The following is a 22,608-nucleotide window of genomic DNA, read 5'->3' as shown; positions in this document are numbered from 1 at the left end:
TTTTGGCGCGGTTTCGGAAGCGCACTAACCACCGAACAGGGACTTCGCATGCTTCCAGCGCTCTATTCTACTGCGTCCTTCGATGCTGAGGGCGAATACCCTGTACGCGTACCATGATCTCCTCGTTAGATAACCCATTAACTTCTAATAGGGGTTTCGGTTCAGGTATCGCTTACAAGTTCATTTGTGTACAAATTGGAAAGATTGCGCTCAAGTACATGTCATATCCAGCCTCCGAGGATGCCATGCCGATTGAACACGCCCCCTTCAGCCAAGCGGAATATGACCGCAGGATCGCCAAGACCCGAAGCGCTATGGAAAAAGCGGGGCTAGAGCTACTGTTTGTCACCGACCCTTCGAACCAGGCTTGGCTGACTGGCTATGATGGTTGGTCCTTTTACGTGCATCAGGGCGTATTGCTCGGCATGGAAGGTGAGCCGATTTGGTGGGGACGCCAGATGGATGCATTGGGTGGGTTGCGCACATGCTGGATGTCCAAGGACAACATTCGCGGCTATGCAGACCACTACGTTCAATCAACCATACGCCATCCAATGCAGGATCTGGCTGGCCACATTCGCGCGCTTGGGCTGAGCACCGCCCGCTTCGGCGTTGAGATGGAGAACTATTACTATTCCGCAAAGGCACACGAGGTTTTGGGCAAGGAATTGCCCGAAGCGACGCTGGTGGATGCGACGGCACTTGTAAACTGGCAGCGTCTGATCAAATCGGAAGAAGAAATTGTCTTTATTCGCAAGGCGGCCCGGATTTCCGAAAAAGTAATCCAAACGGCCATTGATCGCGCCGCGGTGGGCGTGCGCAAGAACGACCTTGTCGCAGATATCCTTCATGCCGGGATTACCGGGGTTGAGGATGATTGGGGGGATTACCCGGCCATTGTCCCTTTGACACCCTCAGGGCTGGATGCCACTGCCGCGCACCTGACATGGAATGGCGCGCCGATGAAAGAAGGTGAGGCAACATTTTTCGAACTATCAGGCTGCTATCGGCGGTACCACGCTCCGCTTTGCCGCACGGTATTTCTTGGCACTCCGCCGCCAGAAATGCGGGACGCGGAACGCGCGCAGATCGAAGGGATAGCGGCGGGTTTAGAGGCTGCACGGGCTGGCAAACGGACCAGCGACATTGCAAACGCTTTTCTTAAGGTTCTTGCACGTCACGGACTCGAACGGGAGGGGCGCATGGGATACCCTATCGGTCTGAGCTATCCGCCAGATTGGGGCGAACGGACAGCGTCGATCCGTGCCGAAGACGAGACCATTCTGCAGCCGGGCATGGTTTTCCATTTCATGCCTGCGCTATGGATGGACAGCTGGGGGCTTGAGACCACGGAAACCATTCTTATCACTGAAAACGGCCCCGCCGAAGCCCTGTGCAATATCGAGCGAAAGCTCTTTGTGAAAGACTAAGCCTTGAGCACCCTCGAAGACGCCAAGACCCTGCTGGGCGAACTGATCAGCTTCCCCACGGTTTCGTCAGACAGCAACCTGGACATGATCAAACACCTCGCGGACCGGTTGAGCGATTGCGGTGCAGAGGTTGAAATATGGCATGATGAAACCGGCACCAAAGCCAATCTTTTTGCCACATTGGGCCCAAAGCGCGACGGTGGTATCGTTCTGTCAGGCCATTCCGATGTAGTGCCTGTCGCCGATCAGGACTGGTCCTCGGACCCGTTCGTGATGGAGGAGCGGGACGGCAAGTGGTTTGGACGCGGAACCTGCGATATGAAAGGGTTTATAGCGGCGGCAGTCGTCATGGCCCCGTATTACGCAAAGCTGGACCTTCAGCGCCCGGTGCATTTTGCCTTTACCTATGATGAAGAAATCGGCTGTTTTGGCGCGCAGGCTTTGGCCAAAACCCTGCGGGAGAAAGCGATCAAACCCGCTGTGGTCATCATCGGCGAGCCCACCTCGATGCGCATCATCGAAGGCCACAAGGGCTGCTATGAATATACAGCGCATTTTACCGGGTTCGAAGGCCATGGCTCGGCCCCCGAGCGCGGCGTTAACGCTGTCGAATACGCAGTGCAATACGTGTCGAAACTGCTGGCGCTGAAGGCTGATTTGCAAGGGCGAGCACCGGAAAACAGCCCGTTCGACCCGCCATGGACAACAATAAATACCGGTTCGCTGGTGGGCGGGGTGGCCCATAATGTGATCCCCGGTAAGGCGCGGGTCGATTGGGAGATGCGACCAGTGCAAAAGGCGGATGCGGATTACGTCAAAGACGAACTGCACCGGTTTTGCGCGCAAACCCTGATCCCGGCAATGCAGACTGTTCATCCCGATGCCGGTATCAAGACCGAAGTAATCGGTGAGGTCGACGGGCTGGAGCCAATGGACGACAACGAAGCGCGTGACCTTGTGATGGAACTGACAGGGGCAAATGGCGCCGACGTTGTACCTTTCGGCACCGAGGCCGGGATATTCCAGCAGTTGGGGATGAGCGTCGTTGTCTGCGGCCCCGGATCAATCGATCAAGCGCATAAACCCGATGAATACGTCTCGGTCGACCAAATGGCCCAATGCCTTGATATGCTTGGGCGATTATCTTCGAAGCTGGAATAGATGATGACCTCGGCCCGCGCGGTATCGATATTCTGGTTGGGTGCACCGGTTCTGTTCGTGCTGTTCTGGGCGGGTGGCTACAGCTTTGCCAAGCTGGGGCTGCCCTATGTGGAACCGATGACCATGCTTGCGATCCGTTATGGTCTGGCTGTTCTGTGTCTTCTGCCGCTGCTGGCGGTGTTCCGCCCTGCCCTGCCGCGTGATCCGGCGCACTGGGCCGCGATGGCGGCAAGTGGGTTTCTTATTCAATGTGTTTACTTCGGTCTGGCCTATCAGGCGATGAAACAGGGGTTGGGTGCCGGCACCACTGCCATCGTGATGGCCTTGCAACCTGCACTTGTCGCCGCCTTCTCTCCGTTGGTCGGAGAAGCGCGTGGACGGCCCGTGATGTGGGTTGGCCTGGCGCTGGGTTTTGCGGGGGTTGCAATCAGCGTCTTTGACAAGACTAGCGCAGTGCCTCTTTCCGCCGGGCTGCTTGCGGTTAGTGCATTGGTCGGCCTGACCGCCGCCACTTTGCTGGAAAAACGTCACGGGCGGCGCAGCGACCCAGTGTTGGGTGGTGCTGTTCAATATGTGATCGGATTTGCCGTGCTGCTTCCCATCGCAATGGCGACCGAAACGATGGAAGTCACCTGGCATCCAAACCTGATCCTTTCCCTTGCGTATCTGGTCATCGCCAATTCCCTGATCTCGATCAGCCTCTATGTCGCACTTGTTCAGCGCGGCGACGCGACCCGCGTGTCCACATTGCTTTACCTTGTCACCCCTTTGGCAATTGCACTGGCCTGGATGATCCTGGGCGAGCCGGTCACCTGGCGCATCGCCTTTGGTTTCGCTCTCTGCCTCGCAGGCGTATATATCGTGCGGAAATCCAAAGATTGACGCCTATGGCAGTTTTCGATCGGACACCGGAAATTCAAAGCCTGCGACCAGTTCAATAATGGAAACCACCTGAACCGAGATCACATCCGTCAGGAAAGCGCATTCAGATAGCTTTTGATCGTCGTCCGGCTTCCGTGCTGCCAGATCCGCGGCAACCAGCGTATGAAGGCTTCTGCGAACTGAGCTTCACGGCCAGTACTTCCGTACAGGTTTGCTGCCTCAAGCCACTTTTCGGGCTGTTCCCTGGCGGCAAGGGCCGCACTCTGCAAATCGCTCCAGATGGGATCATTGGGCGCAATCTCTGATCCATCCTCACGCAGACCGGCGCACATCCGGCACCAGAAAGCTTCAACCAGCGCCAACCCAGTAACAGATGTACCCGAGGCCAGTGCATCGCGAAGCGACGGGAGCAAGAATCCGGGGTGTCGTGCAGACCCATCAAAGGCCACGCGCCGCGTGGTGTCGTGAATAGCCGTGTTCGAAAACCTGCGATTGACCAGATCCAGATACTGTTCCGGTGTCATCCCGGGAACTGCAATGGCATGAGGAAGAATTTCTTCGGTCTGTACTTTCAGGAAGAATGCCGAAATTTCCCGGTCGTTCATGCAGTCCGCGATTGTGGGGATGTTCAGAACCTCACCCACATTCGCCAGAATCTGGTGCCCGCCGTTCAGAATACGTAGTTTCAGGGTTTCATATGCGTGTACGTCTTTGGTGATCGTAACGCCGACATTCTCCAACATCGGCCGCCCGGCACAGAAATCGTCTTCAATCACCCATTGGCGGAAATTCTCGTGTGACACCGGAACGCAGTCTTCAATTCCCAGGGCGCGGGTCTGGGTTCGGACATGATCAGTGGTTGCGGGAACAATGCAATCCACCATCGAATTCGGGAACGCCCCGTTCTGATCGATCCAATCCGCAAGATCAGGGTCCGTAAGGCGTGCCAGTTCAACAACGCAATTGCGCAGGATGGTTCCGTTGCCCTGAAGGTTGTCACAGCTTAATGCCGTAAAGGGCAGATGCCCGGCGGCACGGCGATTGCCAAGTGCTGCCACTATGGCACCAAAGACCGTGCGAGGCTGTTGCGGGTTTTGCACGTCGTGTCGAATGTCATCGTGGTCCACGTCGAAAACACCCGACTTGGCATCCAGAAAATAGCCACCTTCCGTAACGGTAAGGGACACGATCCGAATGGCGGGATCGGACATCTTCCTGATCAGAGGCGCATTTCCGGGTTCAATGGGCAGATAGTCCATCAACGGGCCGATGACTTCGGCCGAAACACCGGACGGGTCAAGCTCGATCAAAGTTGTCAGACAGTCCTGCTGGATCAGCTTTTCGCGCATGTCCGCGTCATAGGCCCGAACGCCGGCCCCGATGATCGCCCAGTCCAGGGCCAGCCCTTTTTGCATCAGCCTGTGAATGTACCACGCCTGATGCGCACGGTGAAAATTCCCAAGTCCGATATGAACAATCCCAGGGGTCAGGTCTTCACGCCGGTATCCGGGTATTTTGACATCCGCAGGAAGCGATCCGAGGCGTTCGAGGCACAGCTCTACCGGTGTTATGTCCGCCAAAGGGGTCATCAGCTCATCCAGTTTCCGCCATCGACATTGTAAGTCTGGGCCACGATGTATTCCGCTTCATCAGACGCCAAAAACACCGCTATCCCGGTTAAATCCTCGGCCCGTCCCATACGGCCGAACGGTACCGCTGATGCAACTTCACGCTTCTTCTGCCCCGGTTTTTTATTTTCGTACTTCGCAAAGAAGGCGTCGACGCCGTCCCAATGCTCTCCATCAACAACACCGGGCGAGATCGCATTCACATTTATCCCGTGAGCGATCAGATTGAGCCCCGCTGACTGCGTCAAAGATATTACGGCAGCCTTGCTGGCGCAGTAAACGGCGACCAAAGGTTCGCCACGCCGACCAGCCTGTGAGGCCAGATTTATGATCCGGCCTTTGACATTGGCGTCGATCATGTGCCGCGCAACGGTCTGCATTGTAAACAAGGTGCCCGAAACATTGATATCAAAAACGCGCTGGTAATCGGAGCGGTCGATTTCGATGATTGGCGCTGCTGAGAAAACGGCAGCATTGTTGATCAGAATGTCAATCTGGCCGAACTGATCCACTGCGCGCGCAACAGCAATGTCGATGCTGTCCTGATCAACAACATTCATTTCGACCGCCATTGCAGCGTCACCGATTTCCGAGGCTGCGGATTGCGCCCGCGCGAAATCTATGTCGGCAATGGCCACACGCGCACCTTCGGCGACGTAAGCTTTTGCGAAGGCCAGCCCGATTCCACGCGCAGCACCAGTGATAAGCGCGGTTTTTCCGTCCAGTCGCTTCATTCGATCCGCAGCCCTTGCGCGTCAAAACGATGAAGCACATCGGCACGTGGTGACAGGTAGATGCGGTCGCCATGCCTAAATCCAACCTCTCCGTCTGCTCGCACCGTGATTGTTTCCGCCAGACCGGTTTCATGTATGTGGAAAAACGTATCTGATCCAAGATGCTCGGACACGCCTACAACACCGCTCCAGGTTCCGTCGCTCTCGGACACAGCAATATGTTCGGGGCGGATGCCGATTGTATGTGCGCCGTGTTTTGCAGCTTCTTCGCCTTCGATAAAGTTCATCCTGGGCGAACCGATGAACCCGGCGACAAAAAGGTTTCGTGGCGTACGATACAGGTCCAGCGGGCTTCCGACCTGCTCGATCACACCAGCCTGAAGCACGACGATCTTGTCGGCCATCGTCATTGCTTCAACCTGATCATGGGTCACATAGATCATGGTGGTCGCCAGCCGTTCGTGCAACTCGCTGATCTCCAACCGCATGCCAACGCGCAGCGCAGCGTCCAGGTTGGACAGCGGCTCATCGAACAAGAACGCTGCGGGTTCACGGACAATGGCACGCCCGATGGCAACGCGCTGACGCTGGCCACCGGACAGCTGGCCGGGGCGGCGATCCAGATAGTCGGTCAGGTTCAGAACCTGCGCGGCCCCTTCCACACGTTTGTCGATTTCGGCCTGATCCAGTTTTGCCATGCGCAAGGGAAAGGCGATGTTCTTGCGAACGGACATGTGCGGATATAAGGCATAAGACTGGAAAACCATCGCCAGACCGCGTTTTGCAGGTGGTACGTTTGTTGCATCGGCCCCATCAATGCCGATGGAGCCAGAGGTGATGTCCTCCAACCCCGCAATCAGGCGCAGCAAAGTGGACTTACCGCAACCCGATGGCCCGACGAACACCGTGAACTCTCCGTCTTCGATGGTCAGATCCAATGGCGGGATAACCTGCACGTCGCCAAAGCTTTTGGTCACGGACTTGAGTTGAATACGTCCCATGAGAAGTTTTCCTTATTTCACAGCGCCAAAAGTCAGGCCGCGGACAAGTTGTTTCTGGCTAAACCAGCCAAGGATCAGGATCGGTGCAATGGCCATTGTCGAAGCCGCGCTGAGCTTGGCAAAGAACAGGCCCTCGGGGCTGGAATAGCTGGCGATAAATGCGGTCAGCGGGGCCGCGTCAACGGCTGTCAGGTTGAGGGTCCAGAATGCCTCGTTCCAGGCAAGAATGAAGTTCAGCAAAACAGTCGAAGCGATGCCCGGTACAGCCATGGGTGTCAGGATGTGCAGGATTTCCTCTTTCAGCGTTGCCCCGTCCATCCGCGCGGCTTCAAGGATTTCACCGGGAATTTCGCGAAAGTAGGTGTAGAGCATCCAGACGATGATCGGCAAGTTGATCAGCATCAACACGACAACCAGTCCACCTCGTGTATCAAGCAGCCCCAGACGGATGAACAGCAGGTAGATCGGGTAAAGGACCCCGACTGCGGGCAACATCTTGGTAGAGAGCATCCAAAGCAGAATGTCCTTTGTACGTTTCGAAGGAACAAACGCCATTGCCCATGCTGCCGGTACGGCAATGATCACACCCAACAGGGTTGACCCGCCTGCGATGATGACTGAGTTCCAAAGGAAACGCATGTAGTTCGAGCGTTCCTGCACGACAGCATAGTTCTCGAGCGTCCAGTCGAAGTTCAGGAACAGTGGCGGGCTTGCGATGGCCTGTGCTTCGGTTTTGAAGCTGGTCAGGATGGTCCAGAGGATCGGGAAAAAGATCAGCAGACCGACGGCCCAGGCCAGGGCAGTGTTCAGCGACTTGCGTTGGATTGTAACGGTGCGGGCCATGGTTTTACCTCTTCACGCGTCCAGGTTCTTGCCGACGATGCGCATCAGGAAGACCGCAACGATATTGGCGAGAATGATCGCATAGACACCTCCGGCTGATCCGAGACCGACATTCTGGCTTTCCAAAACGCGCTGGAAGATCAGGTAGGTGAGTGTACGGGTGCCGAACGCGCCACCGGTGGTGACGAAAATCTCGGCAAAGACCGAAAGCAGAAAGATTGTCTGGATCAGAATTACGATTGTGATTGCACGGCTCAGGTGCGGCAGAATGATGTGGTAGAACCGCTTGATCGGCGGTGCGCCATCCATTTCAGCAGCTTCCAGTTGCTCACTGTCCAGCGACTGGATTGCGGTCAAAAGGATCAGTGTCGCAAATGGCAACCATTGCCACGACACGATCATGATAATCGAGGTCATTGAAGCTTCGGACAACCACGAGACCGGTTCAGCCCCGAAAAAGCGCCACAGATGGGCCAGCAACCCGTTGACCGGGTCCATGAACATGTTTTTCCAGACCAGAGCTGACACAGTCGGCATAACAAAGAATGGTGCAATAACGAGGATGCGCACCACCCCCTGGCCCCACATCGGTTGATCTAAAAGCATCGCCAGCAGGATGCCCAGTAGGACCGTAATCGCCAACACGCCGATAACAATGACAAGCGTTGCCTGTACCGCAGGCCAAAACGAACTGGACGAAACAAACCGGATATAGTTGTCGAAACCCACCCATCCGAGATCACCGCCCCGCAAGGGAAGGTATTTCTTGAAGGAAAAATACAGAGTCATCGTCAGCGGCACGAGCATCCAGCCAAGCAGCAGCACCACTGCGGGTGCCATCATCAGGCGTGCAACTGATCTGGAATGTTGAGTTGCCATTGTGCAAGACCTCTCTGTTCAGGCGTAAGGCAGCCTGCGAGAAAAACACGAATTGTGGAAGTGGGAGCAGGGGGCAGAAGGTCTGCCCCCCGCTGGGAAGGTTGCCTCAGTACCCTGCGGCTTCCATCTCTTCTGCTGTGAAGGCCTGCGCTTTGGCAAGCGCCTCATCCACCGTTTGCTGTCCGGCATAGACGGCCGAGAACTCCTGGCTGACTTGCGTGGCGATACCTGCAAATTCCGGAATTGCCGCAAACTGAACGCCAACATAAGGCACCGGCTTCACTGTCGGGTTGCTTGGATCGGCAGACAGGATCGAGTTCAACGTCATCTGAGCGAATGGAACTTCCTGATAGTTAGGGTTTTCGTACAGCGATTTGCGCGCACCCGGCGGCACGTTCGCCCAACCTTCGGCTGCGGCAACCAGTTCAATATAGTCCTTGGACGTGGCCCACTCGATGAATTGTTTGGCTGCATCCTGTTTTTGTGTGCCCGCTGGAATGGCCAGCGCCCAGGCCCAGAGCCAGTTGGACCGCTTGCCCAAACCGGTGTCTGGCGCAAGAGCAAAGCCAACGTGATCCGCCACTGTCGAGTCGTTGGGGTTGGTCACGAAAGAGGCTGCAACTGTCGCATCGATCCACATGCCGCACTTGCCCTGCTGGAACAGCGACAGGTTTTCATTGAAGCCGTTGGTGGCATATCCGGCCGGTCCGGATTCCGACATCATTCCAACGTAGAAATTCAGCGTTTCAGCCCATTCGGGCTGGTCGAATTGCGGCTTCCAGTCTTCGTCAAACCAACGTGCACCAAACGAGTTGGACATGGCCGTAATGAACGCACCACCTTCACCCCAACCTGCCTTACCACGCAGGCAGATGCCGTTGATGTCGTTGTCACGATCGGTCATGGCAGCCGCAGCTTCACGGATGAATTGCCATGTAGGTGCTTCGGGCATTTCCAGACCGGCCTTTTCCATCAGGTCGGTGCGGTACATGATCATCGAGCTTTCGCCATAAAACGGCGCAGCGTAAAGCGTGCCATCATGGCTCAACCCGCCTGCCATCGCAGGCAGCAGATCACCAACATCATATTCATCGGACAAACCGTCCAGCGGTACCAGCCAGCCGTTCGCGCCCCAGATCGGAGTTTCGTACATGCCGATGGTCATGATATCGAACTGACCGCCCTTGGTCGTGATGTCGGTGGTCACGCGCTGACGCAGTACGTTTTCTTCAAGCGTCACCCACTCGACATCGATGCCGGTCGCTTTAGAGAAATCGTCTGTGTAGCCCTGCATCCGGATCATGTCGCCATTGTTGACGGTCGCGATCGTGATGGTTTCCGCTTGGGCTGCTGCCGTAGCGACGAAAGTCAACGCAGTCGCCGCACGAAGTGCGTTCTTCAAATACATCCCTGTCCTCCCTGAGCTTGGATGCTGTACAGAGACCCTAGTTTATAAATTGTCGCGGCGTCAATAATAACTTTACGCGCGTTAAGTTTTAATTCACGCAGATTCTCTTAAGACAAGCCGTGCCGGAAACAGAGTTTCCGTCCGATCATCAAATTTTCCCCCGCTTTCAATGAGTTCAAACAAGGTGTCCACACTGCATCCTGCCACGTTGTCATAATCATGCGCAGCTGTTGTCAGCGATGGGCACGTAAATTTTGCAAAAGGGTGGTCGTCATTTGATGCGACACGGAGTGAGCATTCTTCCGTTCGCCCAACCCGAATCCCCTGCTCATAACAGGCAGCCAGAAATCCGATCGCAAGGCGGTCATTGCTGCACAAAACCGAATTCGTCCTGAGAGCGCCTTTCTCCAACACCCTCAAAGCACCTTGATGCCCGATCTCTTCAAACGCCCAGCCTTCACCATCGATTTTAATGACATGGGGCTCGAACCCCAGACGTTCCATTACCTCGATATATGCCTTGCGTCGCTTGTTGGCGTTTGGGTTTGCTGGCGTGCGCATTTCAAAGAAAGACGGAGGTTCACCCGTCCGGGTCATGTATTCCACGGTTTGGGACACAAAACTGAAATTGTCCGATCCAATAAATGCGGCGCCCAACCCTTCAAGGTTGCTGTCAAACAGAACAGTAGGCACCTCGGCGCAAAACTTCTCGATGTGAGCGCGGTCCGAGGCACGCCCTAATGGGGCAAACAGCACGCCCGCCGGTTTCAGAGAGCGCAAACTATCGAGAATTTCATTCTCCAGCTTCTGTTCACCATGCGAGCTGAAAAGAGATGGACGATACCCGGCAGCAATACAGCTCTGCTCAAGGTATCTGGCCATCTCGGCAAAAAAAGGATCGGCTAGATAGGGAACAACGATGCCGATATTCTTGGTCAGCTTTCGGTTCTGGTTCACCGCGTAGATGTTGGGGCGGTAATCGAACTTTTCCAAAGCTTCTTCGATACGCGCCCGCGTAGAGGAACGAACGCTTTCCGGGTCGTGGAAATATTTGGAAACCGTTGGCCGAGAAATCCCGCTCAGGGCCGCGAATTCCTCCATATTTCTTATTTTTGCCATACCTACCCGCTTGCGGAACTCTTTTGCTTTGACCTTACATTTTCTTTACGCGCGCCAATAAATCAATAGGCAGCCGTATCCGCGCGAATGGCCAGATGCGTGGCACCAACGGCGAACAGGCGAAAACCTCCTGATCAAGTCGCGACGTTTTGGGTTTACGCCCAATATGCCGACCCCAAGCGCAGCCATCTTGGTCGTCAGGTCTGTTCAGGCTCATTTTGCTTCTTAGCAGTACCTGCTGCGACATCCTTGTAGTCGCCCTGAACACCATAAGAAGCGAAACCGGATAGCGTTTCGGAAATCTGTTCATCGGTCAGGATCACCGGACCAAGGGCCAGGGAAAGGTAATACTGCCGGGCTATGGTTTCCAGTTCGACCGCGCGCCACATGGCCTTGTCCAAATCCTCACCCATGGCAATGGACCCATGATTGCCAAGCAGACAGGCGGTTCGGTCTTGCATCGCTTCAATCGCCAGCTCGGACAGCTCGGGCGTTCCAAAGCGCGCATAGGGTGCGCAGCGGACATTAGTACCACCGAAGGCCGCAACCATGTAATGCGCTGCCGGAATTTCCTTGTGTGCAATCGCCAGCGCCGTGCAATAGGTCGGATGTGCATGGACCACCGCGCCCATATCGGGGCGGGTTTTGAGAATGTCGAAGTGGAACCGCCATTCGGTCGAAGGTTTGAGCGAGCCATCCCAGGTCCCATACTCTCCATCAAATGGCATTGAGACGATCATCTCGGGGTTCAGCTTGTCATAGGGCGTCGCCGAGGGTGTGATCAGCATCCGGTTCTCGTATCGGGCCGAGATATTGCCCGATGTGCCTTGGCTAAGCCCGCTGGAATTCAGAAAAAGGCATTTCTCGATAATCGCCTCACGGACTCTGCGTTCCTTGTCATCCATCTTGTGCTCCTGTCCTCGCGCCACCCCGGCAGAATGGACCAGCCTTAGTTATCAGAGGTCGCACCATCAGGCGACAAGCCCAACCTTGCAATTGCATTGTCCAAAGCCAACCCGAAAACCTGCGCCTGAGGTGACAGGACCTGGTCTGGCCGACGCATCAGCCCAACGGGTCCGCGCGTTATCGACGTATCAAACGGCAACGCTACAAGGTGGCCATCGCTGATTTCATTGGCAACCACCCCCGCCGAGATGATCCAGATCGCATCGGTCTGCCGGGTATACACCCGCCCGAAAGCACCCGAGACAGTTTCCAAACGATCTTCGATTTCACCAATCCCATGCGCGATCATGAGGCGATCCACCAAGGGCCGAATTGCCGATCCTTCAGGCGGGTAAAGCACTTGCCACTCGGTAATCCGCCTGAGATCGGGGGCTTTCAGCAGCGGGTGATCCGCGCGCACGACAAAGACGACCTTCTCCTCGTAAAGCTGGGTAAAGGAAATGCCCTGCATGGTTTCAGGGCGACCCAAACGCCCGATAACAAGCTCCAGGTCGCCCAGACGAAGACGCTCCATCAAATGGCCATGTGGACCGTCGAAAACGCTCAGTCGGGCATTGCCCGCAAGTTCGGAAAAATCGGTGGCAACGGCTGGCATCAAACGGGCCGCAACCGAAGGCAGCACCCCGACCCGAAGACTGGCCCTGCCGCGCGCTTCGATCTGCTCCACACCAGAAAAGCCCTGCTGCAAAGCGGCCAGCGACATTTCGGCGAAATGCAGAAACACTTCGCCCTGCCGCGTCAGAGAAACACCGGACCGGTTACGGGACAACAGCACAGTGCCCAGAATATCCTCAAGCTCCTTAAGCGTCTTGGATATCGCCGGTTGCGTGAGAAACAGCTTCTCTGCCGCAACTTTCAGGCTTTTCTCGCGACATATCTCAATAAAACATTGAATATGCCTAACTTTGATGCGGCGATCTATCATTACTTTCCAATTATAGCAACTAAGTCCAAGTAGAACTCATTTTACATATCGAGAAATGACGTTCAATTATTAGACACGCGAAATCAGGAGAGCCAACATGCGCGTTCAGGTCGCGATCATCGGCGGTGGACCTTCAGGTCTTTTGCTCAGCCAGTTGTTGCACCGCAACGGCATAGACACCATCGTGTTAGAGCGCAAAACCAGGGAATATGTTCTGGGCCGCATTCGCGCTGGCATTCTGGAAACCGGTTTTGTGGAGCTGATGCGCGAAGCCGGTGTAGCAGATCGGATGGACAAGGAGTGTTTTGTCCATGACGGCACAGTGATCTCATATGGCGATATCGAATTCGGTATCGACTTTAAAGAGCTGACCGGCAGCCACGTGGTTGTTTACGGACAAACGGAAGTAACCCGTGATCTGTATGATGCCCGCGATGCGATGGGAGGTAAGATCGCTTTCAACGCCGATTATGTTCAGATTCACAGGGCTGACAGCGATACGCCTTATGTGACGTATCAAGCAGATGGGACCAGACACCGGATTGATTGCGATTTTGTCGCCGGGTGCGACGGGTTTCATGGGGTGTCGCGTCAAACCATCCCGCTGACCGTGCGCCGGGAATATGAAAAGGTCTATCCATTTGGCTGGCTAGGCGTTTTGTCCGAAACACCCCCGGTCCATGACGAACTGATATATGCCGGATCGGAACGCGGTTTTGCGCTTTGTTCCATGCGCAATGAGAACCTCAGCCGGTACTACATTCAATGCTCGCTGTCTGACAGTGCCGATGACTGGACTGATCAAGCCTTCTGGCAGGAACTGAAACGCAGGATCCCCGCGCAATATGCTGAGACACTGATCACCGGGCCATCTGTCGAAAAATCAATTGCGGCGCTGCGGTCTTTCGTGACTGAACCAATGCGCTGGGGCCGTTTGTTCCTGTGTGGTGATGCCGCGCATATCGTGCCCCCCACCGGGGCCAAGGGGCTTAACACGGCGGCAAGCGACATCCACTATCTGCACAACGCCCTGCTGCAATTCTATAAAGACCACGACAGCGAAGGCATCGACCGCTATTCCGAAAAAGCGTTGGCCCGAATTTGGAAAGCCGAGCGGTTCAGTTGGTCCACGACCAACCTGTTGCACCGTTTTCCGGAACAGAACGGCTTTGACCTGAAAATGCAGAAGGCTGACATTGATTTCCTGCGCGAAAACAAAGAGGCCCAATCGGTGTTTGCACAAAACTACGTCGGGCTGCCCTACTGATGCAGATTGCGGCGCTGGATAACATTCACCTGCATTGGCGTGAGGATGGCGATCCAGATGGCACGCCTGTGGTGTTTGCCAACTCGCTGGGAACTGACCTGCGCCTTTGGGACAAAGTTTTGCCCTTACTGCCCAAGGGGCTGCGCCTGATCCGGTTCGATCTGCGTGGTCACGGCCTGTCGGAATGCCCTCAGGCGCTTTACAGCTTGGCTGAGCTGACAGATGACGCCGAGGCGTTGCTTGACCATATCGGGGTTCGCGACACGGTGTTTGTCGGCCTGTCGATTGGCGGCATGATCGGTCAGGCGCTGGCTTCGCGCCGACCAGACCTGATCCGCGCCCTTGTTCTTTCCAACACCGCCACGAAAATGGGGACGCCCCAGATGTGGCGTGACCGGATGGGCGCAATCCGATCGTCCGGCATCGAGCCTGTGGCTGACGCAATTCTGGACCGTTGGTTTGCAGCGGGTTTCAGGGCAACCGATAACGTGCTGCTTTGGCGCAACATGCTGGTGCGTACCCCTGTTTCTGGGTACCTGGGATGCTGCAACGCGATTTCAAATGTTGATCTTGAATCCATGACCTGGGCGCTGCGATTGCCAGTTCTGGCCATCGCCGGATCAGATGACCGCGCCTGCCCGCCCGAACTGGTCCGGCAGACCTGTGCTATGATCCCCGGGGCGCGCTATGCCGAAATACCCAACACCGGGCACCTGCCATGCGTGGAAGCCCCCGCCACCTATGCTGAACACTTGTCCGCCTTCCTGATGGAGAACCGCAATGAGTGACAAATACGCGTCCGGTATGCGAGTGCGGCGCAGAATTCTGGGCGATGCCCATGTGGATCGTGCCGAAGCCGCCAAATCTGATCTGGACGGTCCATTTCAGACGCTTATCACCGAAGGCGCGTGGGGCACTGTCTGGGCTTCGGACGGGATCAGCGACCGTGAGAGATCCATGCTGACGCTGGCTTTGCTGGCTGCGTTGGGCAATTTCGAAGAAATCCCGATGCATATCCGCGCCACAGCCCGTACCGGCGCCAGCAAGCAGGATGTACTTGAAGCGTTTCAGCACGTCGCAATTTACGCGGGCGTACCGCGCGCCAATCAGGCCCTCAGGCTGGCAAAACAAACGTATGACGAAATGGAACAGGACTGAATGGGAAACGCGCAGAAACCCCAGTCAGAGAAAAAGGAAGTGTGATCCGACAATGTTGAAACAAGGTGAATTCTACCAGCGTGACCGCGAGTGGCACCCACCTGCACTGACGCCCGACTACAAGACCAGCGTGACCCGTTCACCGCAATATTCGCTGATCTCGCTGCAAAACTCGATCAGTGAGGTCACCGGCCCGGTTTTTGGCCACAACGATGTTGATCCTCTGGATAAGGACCTGATCTCGAACTATGCGCAGCCCGGTGAAAGCCCGATTGGCGAGCGAATTATTCTGCACGGCAGGGTGCTGGATGAAAACGGACGTCCGGTGCCAAACACGTTGGTGGAAATCTGGCAGGCGAATGCGGGTGGGCGCTATCGCCACAAGAAGGATACCTATCTGGCACCGATCGATCCCAATTTCGGTGGTTGTGGCCGCACCCTGACAGATGAAAACGGGTATTATTTCTTCCGCACCGTAAAACCCGGTGCCTACCCCTGGCGCAATTGGGTGAACAGCTGGCGTCCCGCCCATATCCACATGTCGATATTCGGAACAGGTTTTGCGCAACGCCTGATCACACAATGTTATTTCGAAGGTGACCCGCTGATTGACAGGTGCCCGATCGTGAAAACTATTCCTGACGCCGATGCGATCAGCCGCCTGATTTCGCGGCTCGATATGAATTCGACGATCCCACTGGATACCATCGCCTATAAATTTGACGTGGTCTTGCGCGGTCGGCGCTCGACCCTGTTTGAAAACCGTCTGGAGGGGAACTGAAGATGCAACAGCTGAATTATCTGAAGGAAACCCCCTCGCAAACAGCCGGGCCTTACGTCCATATCGGTCTGGCGCCTGGGGCTGCCGGATTTGAGATCTACAGGCAGGAACTGGGCTGGGATATAGCCGGACCAAATGCCGAAGGTGAGCGTATTCGGGTCGAAGGACTGGTCGTGGACGGGGCAGGATCGCCCATCAAGGATGTTTTGCTCGAGGCCTGGCAGGCAAATGCCAGGGGCGTCTATGCCCATCCTGAGGGCGGCGGCGATGTCGAAGACGGCTTTCGCGGCTGGGGACGCGTCATCACCAATTTTGAAACCGGCGAATGGGCGTTCGACACTGTCAAACCCGGCCCGACACCGGGACGAAACGTGGGCCAGCAAGCGCCTCACATAAACCTTTGGGTTGTAGCCCGGGGCATCAATGTCGGTCTGAATACGCGTATCTATTTCGAGGACGAGGAAGAGGCCAACAGCAAGGACCCGGTCCTTAATCTCATCGAATGGGAACGCCGCCGCGCAACGCTGCTGGCCAGACGCACCAATCGGGACGGTCAAGTTGTCTATCGCTTCGATATCAAGATACAAGGCGAAGATGAGACCGTCTTTTTTGATATCTGACTACTTGGTGCTGCCTTGCCAAGGCCGCACTCATTTCAGGAAGTCACCATGACCAAACCCTGCATCATCTGCGTGGCTATCACCGGTTCCCTGCCCACCAAGAAGAACAACCCAGCGGTGCCGATCTCGGTTGCGGAACAGGTCGAAAGCACGCAAGAGGCGTTCGAGGCCGGTGCCAGCATTGTCCACGCCCATGTTCGCAACGATGATCAGACGCCCAGCAGCGACCCCGACAAATTCGCTCTCCTGAAAGAGGGTTTGCAAAAACACTGTCCCGGAATGATCATCCAGTTTTCCACTGGTGGGCGGTCAGGCGCCGGTCAGGCCAGAGGCGGAATGCTGCCCCTTGCCCCTGACATGGCGTCGCTGTCGGTTGGATCGAACAACTTTCCCACCCGGGTTTATGAAAATCCACCCGACCTGGTGGACTGGCTGTCAGCCGAAATGCAAAAATACAAAGTCACGCCCGAGATCGAGGCGTTTGACCTGTCCCACATCCTGCAAGCGATCAGATTGCACAAGGAAGGCAAGCTGTATGGCAAGCTGTATGTTCAATTTGTCATGGGTGTCAAAAACGCGATGCCGGTCGACAGGGCCGTGTTCGACTTTTACGTGAAATCCATGCAGGATCGCGCACCGGGTGCCGAATGGTGTGCCGCCGGGATCGGTCCAAACCAGATTGTGGTAAATGAATGGGCCGTTGCTGCGGGCGGGCACACGCGGACAGGTTTGGAAGACAATGTCCGGCTGGACCGCAACACGCTTGCGCCTTCGAATGCTGCGCTGGTCAATCGCGTGACCGAGTTATGCGCAAAGCACGAACGTCCGGTCGCCACCTGGCAACAGGCCCGCGAGATTTTGGCTCTTTGAGCGCAGGGAGTAATGGCGCCATGACGATTGATATCCGCCCGCTTCAATTCAAAGGCCACATATAGGATGGAACAGCTTTCCACTCATCCCTGGCTCAGCGGGCTGTTTGAGGACCCGCAGACCTCAGAGATGCTGGGCGCAGAGACTCAGCTAAGACACATGCTGTCCGTCGAGGCCGCATATTCTGAGGCTTTGGCGGCGGTCGGCACCGTACCACCAGAGGTGGCGGAAACCGCGGCAAAACTTATCCGACAACACCGTCCCGACATGCAGGCGCTGCGCGACGGGACGGCATTGGATGGCGTGGTGGTGCCCGCGCTGGTGCGGTCGCTCAAAGCGGCATTGCCTGAACATTGCCACGTCGCGCTGCATAAGGGGATGACGTCGCAGGATGTTGTCGACACCGCTCTGGTTTTGTCAATCAAGGACATTCTGGAGGTGTTTTCGGCCCGTCTTTCTGACCTGATGGATGCGCTTGTGGCGTTGGAACAGGCATATGGCGAACACGTGATGATGGGGCGAACCCGAATGCAGGCGGCATTGCAGATTTCTGTTGCCACGCGCCTGCGAAACTGGCGGTTGCCATTGGCCGATCACCAGAAACGCCTGACCGAATTGCAACCCAGATTGCTTGTGCTGCAACTTGGCGGCGCCGTTGGCGACCGCGCCGGGATGCACGGGTCCGGACAGGTAATCGCAGATCATGTGGCCCGTGGGCTTGGCCTGGCCAGCTGCGATGCAAACTGGCATACCCGCCGGGACAATCTTGCAGAGTTTGCCTCATGGCTTTCATTGATAACCGGATCGCTGGGAAAGATCGGTCAGGACGTGTCGCTCATGGCCCAGCAGGGGGTGGACGAGGTTTCGCTGGCAGGTGGCGGCGGATCTTCGGCGATGCCTCACAAGCGCAACCCGGTCCGCGCGGAACTGCTGGTCGCACTTGCTCGTTTCAACGCAACCCAACTTTCGGGCATGCATCAGGCGCTGGTGCACGAGCAGGAACGTTCCGGCGTTGCCTGGACGCTGGAATGGATGATCCTGCCCCAGATGATCCTGGCAACGGGGCAGGCTCTGATCAGCTGTGGTACGTTAGTGCAACAGATCGAACGGATAGGCATGGTGGAGTGACTGCACTGGCCTCTGAGCCCGACGTTATTCAGGCGCGACACTGACTTGGCGTCGCAGGTTGTGTCACTTGTTTCCCATCGTGTTTCCTCCGTTTTCCCAATCCCAACGACGGGCCACTTCAGTAGCGAAGGATCAGTGACGGTGCGGGCAACCTAAAGTCGCCGAAGAACCGAGAACAGGCGGCGTTCCTGATCAAGGTGATGGCCGAGGATCGCCCTGACGATCTGTCGCTGGCCTATTTCACGGCCAAGGAAGTCAGCCTACGCTGGACGGAACATATCGGAATTTCGTTGACGCGGATATCAGGACAGCTGCCATTTTGGAGTGCCGGAGTATGTCAGATGTCGCCGACAATATTGATGCGGCCCACGCGTTATGCAAGCGACGCAATCCCGCCACTCCACACAGCTTTGTGGTAAATAATAGGAAAAAACGTCCGTTCCCAAAGGCCAATCACTCATCAAAAGCTTGAAACTGATCTGCAGCGATTACTGTCTTTGCCTGACCTATGACGCCTTCGAATTTTGGCGCAGGCTTCCGCTCGGTTATCAGGAAGTCACTTGCCGAAAGAGCCGGAAGACGCAAGGCTGGTTTGGGTTCGGATGCCTGGAACTTGGTCGAGTCAACTGCCATGAAACATCGTTCACTGATCGCCTTCATTGCGACCGCAATATCGACTTCGCATTGTTCGAACACCAAAAAACCCTGTTTCGGATCCACACGTGACGCCGACAGGATTGAGTACTCCACCGACATATTTGCAATAACGTCAAAGGCCGCGCGGTCGAACGCTGCCCCGTCATGATTTCGAAGCTGTGTGCCCGCCATAAAGACCCGGTTGCCGTTCCCCATGGCCAAAGTTGTTGCGATGAACGCTGAATTCGTCACCACGGTAAGATCTCTGCGCGCCTTGAGGGCTTGGGCCACAAAACCCGACGTAGATCCCGTATCGATAGCAATGGACGCGTTATCTGGTACAAGGTTCAATATTGACTTGGCAATGGCGACTTTCGCTGCGCGGTTGGTTGTCATACGCGCGATGAAAGGGGGATCCAGAACCTTTTGGGTGCTGATCAACGCGCCGTGAACCTTGTCGATTTGCCCCGCATCCACCAACGGCTTTACAATTCGACGGATTGTCTGATCGGAAACGTTAAGCCTCTGCGCCAGGTCCATGACCGAGATTCGGCCATGCATGTTAACCGCGCTCAGGATGTCCTTTTCGTATTTTGACATTCAGTCACTCGGATGTTGGACTTTAACAGGATAAATTGTAGTTACCCCCTTAAATCAACAGATTTCAACACTATTGTTTAATTTTTGTTGATTTATATTGGCCGATACGGTGATCTGGCACCCAATTTGTCGACAGGGGCGAGGCCATGACAACCCATTCTGCAAAACACCTTATTATTGGCGGCGGCATCATCGGATGCTCAATCGCTTATCATCTGGCCCAGGCAGGTGAGACGGATGTCGTCCTTCTGGAAAAGGCATCTCTGACAGAGGGGGCAACATGGCACGCTGCCGGGCTGGTTGGGCAATTGCGATCTTCCCGCAATACAACCCGGATGCTGAAACGTTCGGTCGCGCTCTATGACCGGCTGGCCGACGAGACTGGTATGGAATTCGACTGGAAGAAAGTCGGCAGCTTGCGGCTGGCGGCAACCAAGGAACGGTTGCTGGAGGCAAAACGCTTGGCAACGATGGCACGCAGTTTTGACCTGGAGATGGAAATCATCTCACCAGCCGAAGCGAAAGCCCTGTTTCCCTATATCGATGCCGACGGGTTAGAGGGGGCCGCCTTTATTCCGTCGGACGGCCACGTTGACCCCGCTGGCCTGTGTCTGGCGATTGCAGCCGGTGCGCGTAACCACGGCGCACAGATCAGGCAGGGGGTGAAGGTTGAGGATTTCGAAATCCGCAATGGTCGCATAACCAAAGTGATGACAACCAACGGCGACTATGAGGCGGAAACCGTTGTGCTGGCCTCGGGCATGTGGAGCCGTGAACTGGCGGCAAAACTGGGCGTCGTGGTGCCAGCCTGCGCTGTCGAGCACCAATATGTCGTAACAGAACCGTTACCAGAGCCGGAATTGGTCAAGGGCCTGCCCACACTGCGCGACCCCGAGCGTCTGGTCTATTTCAAGCCCGATGCTGGCGGGCGTCTGGTCATCGGAGGTTACGAAGACGACACATTACCATTTGGAAAACGGGGCATTCCCGGAGAGTTTGTGCGCCAGTTGCTGCCTGACAATCTTGACCGTTTCGCGCCGCTGGCTGAACTTGCCGGTGTCGTCACCCCTGTCGTGAACCAGGTCGGAATCCGGCAAATCATCAATGGACCGATCCCCTATTCCGCCGATGGTGATTTTGTCATGGGCTGGGCCCCTGAGATCAAGAACTTGATGCTTTCGACCGGGTTCCTCTACGGCATTGCGGCTGGCGGGGGCGCGGGGGAAATGATCGCGGAATGGATTCTGAACGGGCGCCCAAGCCTGGATCTTTGGCCATTGGACGTGCGGCGGTTTAGCCCACATCATGCGACCAAGGCCTTTATGTATCCCCGAGCCGTCGAACATTACGCACATCACTACAAGATGCGCTATCCGGGCCAGGAGGCCGAGACCGCACGTAATTTGCGCTTGTCTCCACTATATAACCGATTGAAAGAACACGGGGCGGTTTATGGATCGAAGAACGGGTGGGAACGGCCTTTGTGGTTTGCCCCAGCTGGGGTCGCCCCAGTGGATCAGCTCGATTTCCTCAATCCCGGTTGGCATGTCTTCGCGGCCGAAGAACACCGCGCTGCCCGCGAAAGTGTCGTTCTGATCGACCAGTCGAGCTTTTCCAAGTTCGAGCTGATCGGCTCTGGCGCGTTGGGTGTGTTGCAACACCTGGCGGTCTCAAACATGGACAAGCCGGATGGCAGCGTAATCTATACCCAACTTTGTAACGACAAAGGCGGCGTCGAGGCGGATGTCACCATCACCCGCCTGGGGCGCGACCATTTCTATATCGTGACCGGCGCTGGATTCGGGGTTCACGATTCCGACTGGATCCGACGTCATCTGCCGGAAGACGGATCAGCACATTTAATCGAGGTTACCTCTTCCCGCGCGGTGATCAACATGTGCGGGCCAAAAGCGCGCGACGTCCTGCAGACGGTAACCGAAGAGGATATCTCAAACGCTGCGTTTCCCTTTGCAACAGCGCGCGACATTACAGTCGGAGCAGCAAGAGTGCGTGCAGTGCGCATAGGCTATACCGGCGAGTTGGGCTGGGAACTGCACATCCCAACCGAATTTGCACTTCATGTCTATGATCAGCTTTGGAAGGCCGGGCACGCCCATGGCATCCGCGATATCGGCTACCGGGCCATTGACTCGCTGCGCCTGGAAAAGGGGTATCTTTACTGGAGCACCGACATCACCCCGGACTATACACCTGTAGAAGCGGGCCTGGGCTCTCGCGTCCACCTGAAATCGAAGGAAAGTTTCCTAGGGCGCGATGTGCTGGAGGACCAGAAATCCAATGGCACGGCACAGATACTCTGTACCTTCGTGACCGAAGAAAAACTGCCGATGACCGGGGGAGAAACCATCCTGCACAATGGCGTAACCGTTTCGCGCGCCAGCAGCGGTGGTTATGGGTACCACGTCGGGAAAACGATCATCTACGGCTATCTTCCGGTGGCGATGACGGACCAGACGGAATTCGAACTCGAACTGTTCGGTGACCGCAAACAAATCTGCCGGGTGGACGGGCCTCTGTTCGACCCGGCCAATGAACGGCTAAAAACCTGAGG

At 56.0% G+C, this 22,608-nt stretch carries 21 protein-coding genes; 11 read left to right on the top strand and 10 right to left on the bottom strand.

The window, feature by feature from the left end; genetic code table 11:
* Positions 1–218 precede the first annotated feature (218 nt).
* The 3 genes from ACR3E2_RS19710 to ACR3E2_RS19700 are packed head-to-tail and all read left to right on the top strand — an operon-like array spanning position 219 to position 3,473.
* Complete coding sequence (locus ACR3E2_RS19710; protein WP_480484643.1) at positions 219–1,430, top strand: M24 family metallopeptidase; 1,212 nt, start codon at positions 219–221, stop codon at positions 1,428–1,430.
* 3 nt (positions 1,431–1,433) lie between these two features.
* A complete protein-coding gene (gene argE / locus ACR3E2_RS19705) occupies positions 1,434–2,591 on the top strand; it encodes an acetylornithine deacetylase (protein WP_480484642.1) in 1,158 nt (385 codons plus the stop codon).
* A gap of 3 nt (positions 2,592–2,594) precedes the next feature.
* Positions 2,595–3,473, top strand: a complete 879-nt coding sequence (locus tag ACR3E2_RS19700; protein WP_480492858.1) for a DMT family transporter — start codon at positions 2,595–2,597, stop codon at positions 3,471–3,473.
* 89 nt (positions 3,474–3,562) lie between these two features.
* Here the strand turns inward: ACR3E2_RS19700 and ACR3E2_RS19695 are convergent, their stop codons facing one another.
* From ACR3E2_RS19695 to pcaQ, 9 genes are all read right to left on the bottom strand, one after another.
* On the bottom strand, positions 3,563–5,062 hold the full coding sequence (locus tag ACR3E2_RS19695; protein ID WP_480484640.1) for a mannitol dehydrogenase family protein: 1,500 nt from the start codon (positions 5,060–5,062) through the stop codon (positions 3,563–3,565).
* Complete coding sequence (locus tag ACR3E2_RS19690) at positions 5,062–5,835, bottom strand: L-iditol 2-dehydrogenase (RefSeq protein ID WP_480484639.1); 774 nt, start codon at positions 5,833–5,835, stop codon at positions 5,062–5,064. Before ACR3E2_RS19690 ends, ACR3E2_RS19695 begins: the two co-directional genes overlap by 1 nt.
* Positions 5,832–6,836 carry an ABC transporter ATP-binding protein gene (locus ACR3E2_RS19685; protein ID WP_480484638.1) on the bottom strand — a complete coding sequence of 335 codons (1,005 nt, stop codon included), beginning with the start codon at positions 6,834–6,836 and terminating at the stop codon, positions 5,832–5,834. Before ACR3E2_RS19685 ends, ACR3E2_RS19690 begins: the two co-directional genes overlap by 4 nt.
* 12 nt (positions 6,837–6,848) lie before the next feature.
* A complete protein-coding gene (locus ACR3E2_RS19680; protein WP_209506825.1) occupies positions 6,849–7,679 on the bottom strand; it encodes a carbohydrate ABC transporter permease in 831 nt (276 codons plus the stop codon).
* 12 nt (positions 7,680–7,691) lie between these two features.
* Positions 7,692–8,558, bottom strand: a complete 867-nt coding sequence (locus ACR3E2_RS19675; protein ID WP_480484637.1) for a carbohydrate ABC transporter permease — start codon at positions 8,556–8,558, stop codon at positions 7,692–7,694.
* Between the two features lie 106 nt (positions 8,559–8,664).
* A complete protein-coding gene (locus ACR3E2_RS19670) occupies positions 8,665–9,966 on the bottom strand; it encodes an ABC transporter substrate-binding protein (protein WP_480484636.1) in 1,302 nt (433 codons plus the stop codon).
* Positions 9,967–10,059: 93 nt separating this feature from the next.
* Positions 10,060–11,085 carry a LacI family DNA-binding transcriptional regulator gene (locus ACR3E2_RS19665; protein WP_480484635.1) on the bottom strand — a complete coding sequence of 342 codons (1,026 nt, stop codon included), beginning with the start codon at positions 11,083–11,085 and terminating at the stop codon, positions 10,060–10,062.
* Between the two features lie 197 nt (positions 11,086–11,282).
* Positions 11,283–11,990, bottom strand: a complete 708-nt coding sequence (locus ACR3E2_RS19660) for a class II aldolase/adducin family protein (protein WP_480484634.1) — start codon at positions 11,988–11,990, stop codon at positions 11,283–11,285.
* Positions 11,991–12,034: 44 nt separating this feature from the next.
* Positions 12,035–12,976: a pca operon transcription factor PcaQ gene (gene pcaQ, locus ACR3E2_RS19655; RefSeq protein ID WP_480484633.1), complete on the bottom strand. Its 942-nt coding sequence runs from the start codon at positions 12,974–12,976 to the stop codon at positions 12,035–12,037.
* Positions 12,977–13,073: 97 nt separating this feature from the next.
* Here pcaQ and pobA point away from each other — a divergent pair, with 97 nt between their 5' ends.
* The 7 genes from pobA (at position 13,074) to ACR3E2_RS19620 (ending at position 18,800) form a co-directional block, all read left to right on the top strand.
* Positions 13,074–14,243, top strand: a complete 1,170-nt coding sequence (pobA, locus tag ACR3E2_RS19650; RefSeq protein WP_480484632.1) for a 4-hydroxybenzoate 3-monooxygenase — start codon at positions 13,074–13,076, stop codon at positions 14,241–14,243.
* Entirely contained in the window at positions 14,243–15,031 is a 789-nt protein-coding gene (pcaD, locus tag ACR3E2_RS19645; protein WP_480484631.1) for a 3-oxoadipate enol-lactonase, read from the top strand. Before pobA ends, pcaD begins: the two co-directional genes overlap by 1 nt.
* Entirely contained in the window at positions 15,024–15,401 is a 378-nt protein-coding gene (gene pcaC / locus ACR3E2_RS19640) for a 4-carboxymuconolactone decarboxylase (protein ID WP_480477645.1), read from the top strand. The genes pcaD and pcaC overlap by 8 nt, the downstream gene beginning before the upstream one ends.
* A gap of 52 nt (positions 15,402–15,453) precedes the next feature.
* A complete protein-coding gene (pcaH, locus tag ACR3E2_RS19635; protein WP_480484630.1) occupies positions 15,454–16,182 on the top strand; it encodes a protocatechuate 3,4-dioxygenase subunit beta in 729 nt (242 codons plus the stop codon).
* 2 nt (positions 16,183–16,184) lie between these two features.
* Positions 16,185–16,802: a protocatechuate 3,4-dioxygenase subunit alpha gene (gene pcaG / locus ACR3E2_RS19630; RefSeq protein ID WP_480484629.1), complete on the top strand. Its 618-nt coding sequence runs from the start codon at positions 16,185–16,187 to the stop codon at positions 16,800–16,802.
* Positions 16,803–16,850: 48 nt separating this feature from the next.
* Positions 16,851–17,672, top strand: a complete 822-nt coding sequence (locus tag ACR3E2_RS19625; RefSeq protein ID WP_480484628.1) for a 3-oxoadipate:acetyl-CoA acetyltransferase — start codon at positions 16,851–16,853, stop codon at positions 17,670–17,672.
* A gap of 66 nt (positions 17,673–17,738) precedes the next feature.
* Entirely contained in the window at positions 17,739–18,800 is a 1,062-nt protein-coding gene (locus ACR3E2_RS19620; protein WP_480484627.1) for a 3-carboxy-cis,cis-muconate cycloisomerase, read from the top strand.
* A 453-nt stretch (positions 18,801–19,253) separates the two neighbouring features.
* Here ACR3E2_RS19620 and ACR3E2_RS19615 read toward each other — a convergent pair whose 3' ends face one another.
* On the bottom strand, positions 19,254–20,036 hold the full coding sequence (locus tag ACR3E2_RS19615; protein WP_480484626.1) for a DeoR/GlpR family DNA-binding transcription regulator: 783 nt from the start codon (positions 20,034–20,036) through the stop codon (positions 19,254–19,256).
* Between the two features lie 146 nt (positions 20,037–20,182).
* Between ACR3E2_RS19615 and ACR3E2_RS19610 the strand changes: the two genes are divergently transcribed.
* On the top strand, positions 20,183–22,606 hold the full coding sequence (locus ACR3E2_RS19610) for a GcvT family protein (RefSeq protein WP_480484625.1): 2,424 nt from the start codon (positions 20,183–20,185) through the stop codon (positions 22,604–22,606).
* The last annotated feature ends 2 nt before the right edge of the window (positions 22,607–22,608 follow it).

This window comes from Ruegeria sp. AL7, from assembly GCF_056536105.1.
Note: the sequence above shows the minus strand (reverse complement) of the source record. Positions and strands in the feature narration are given on the sequence as shown.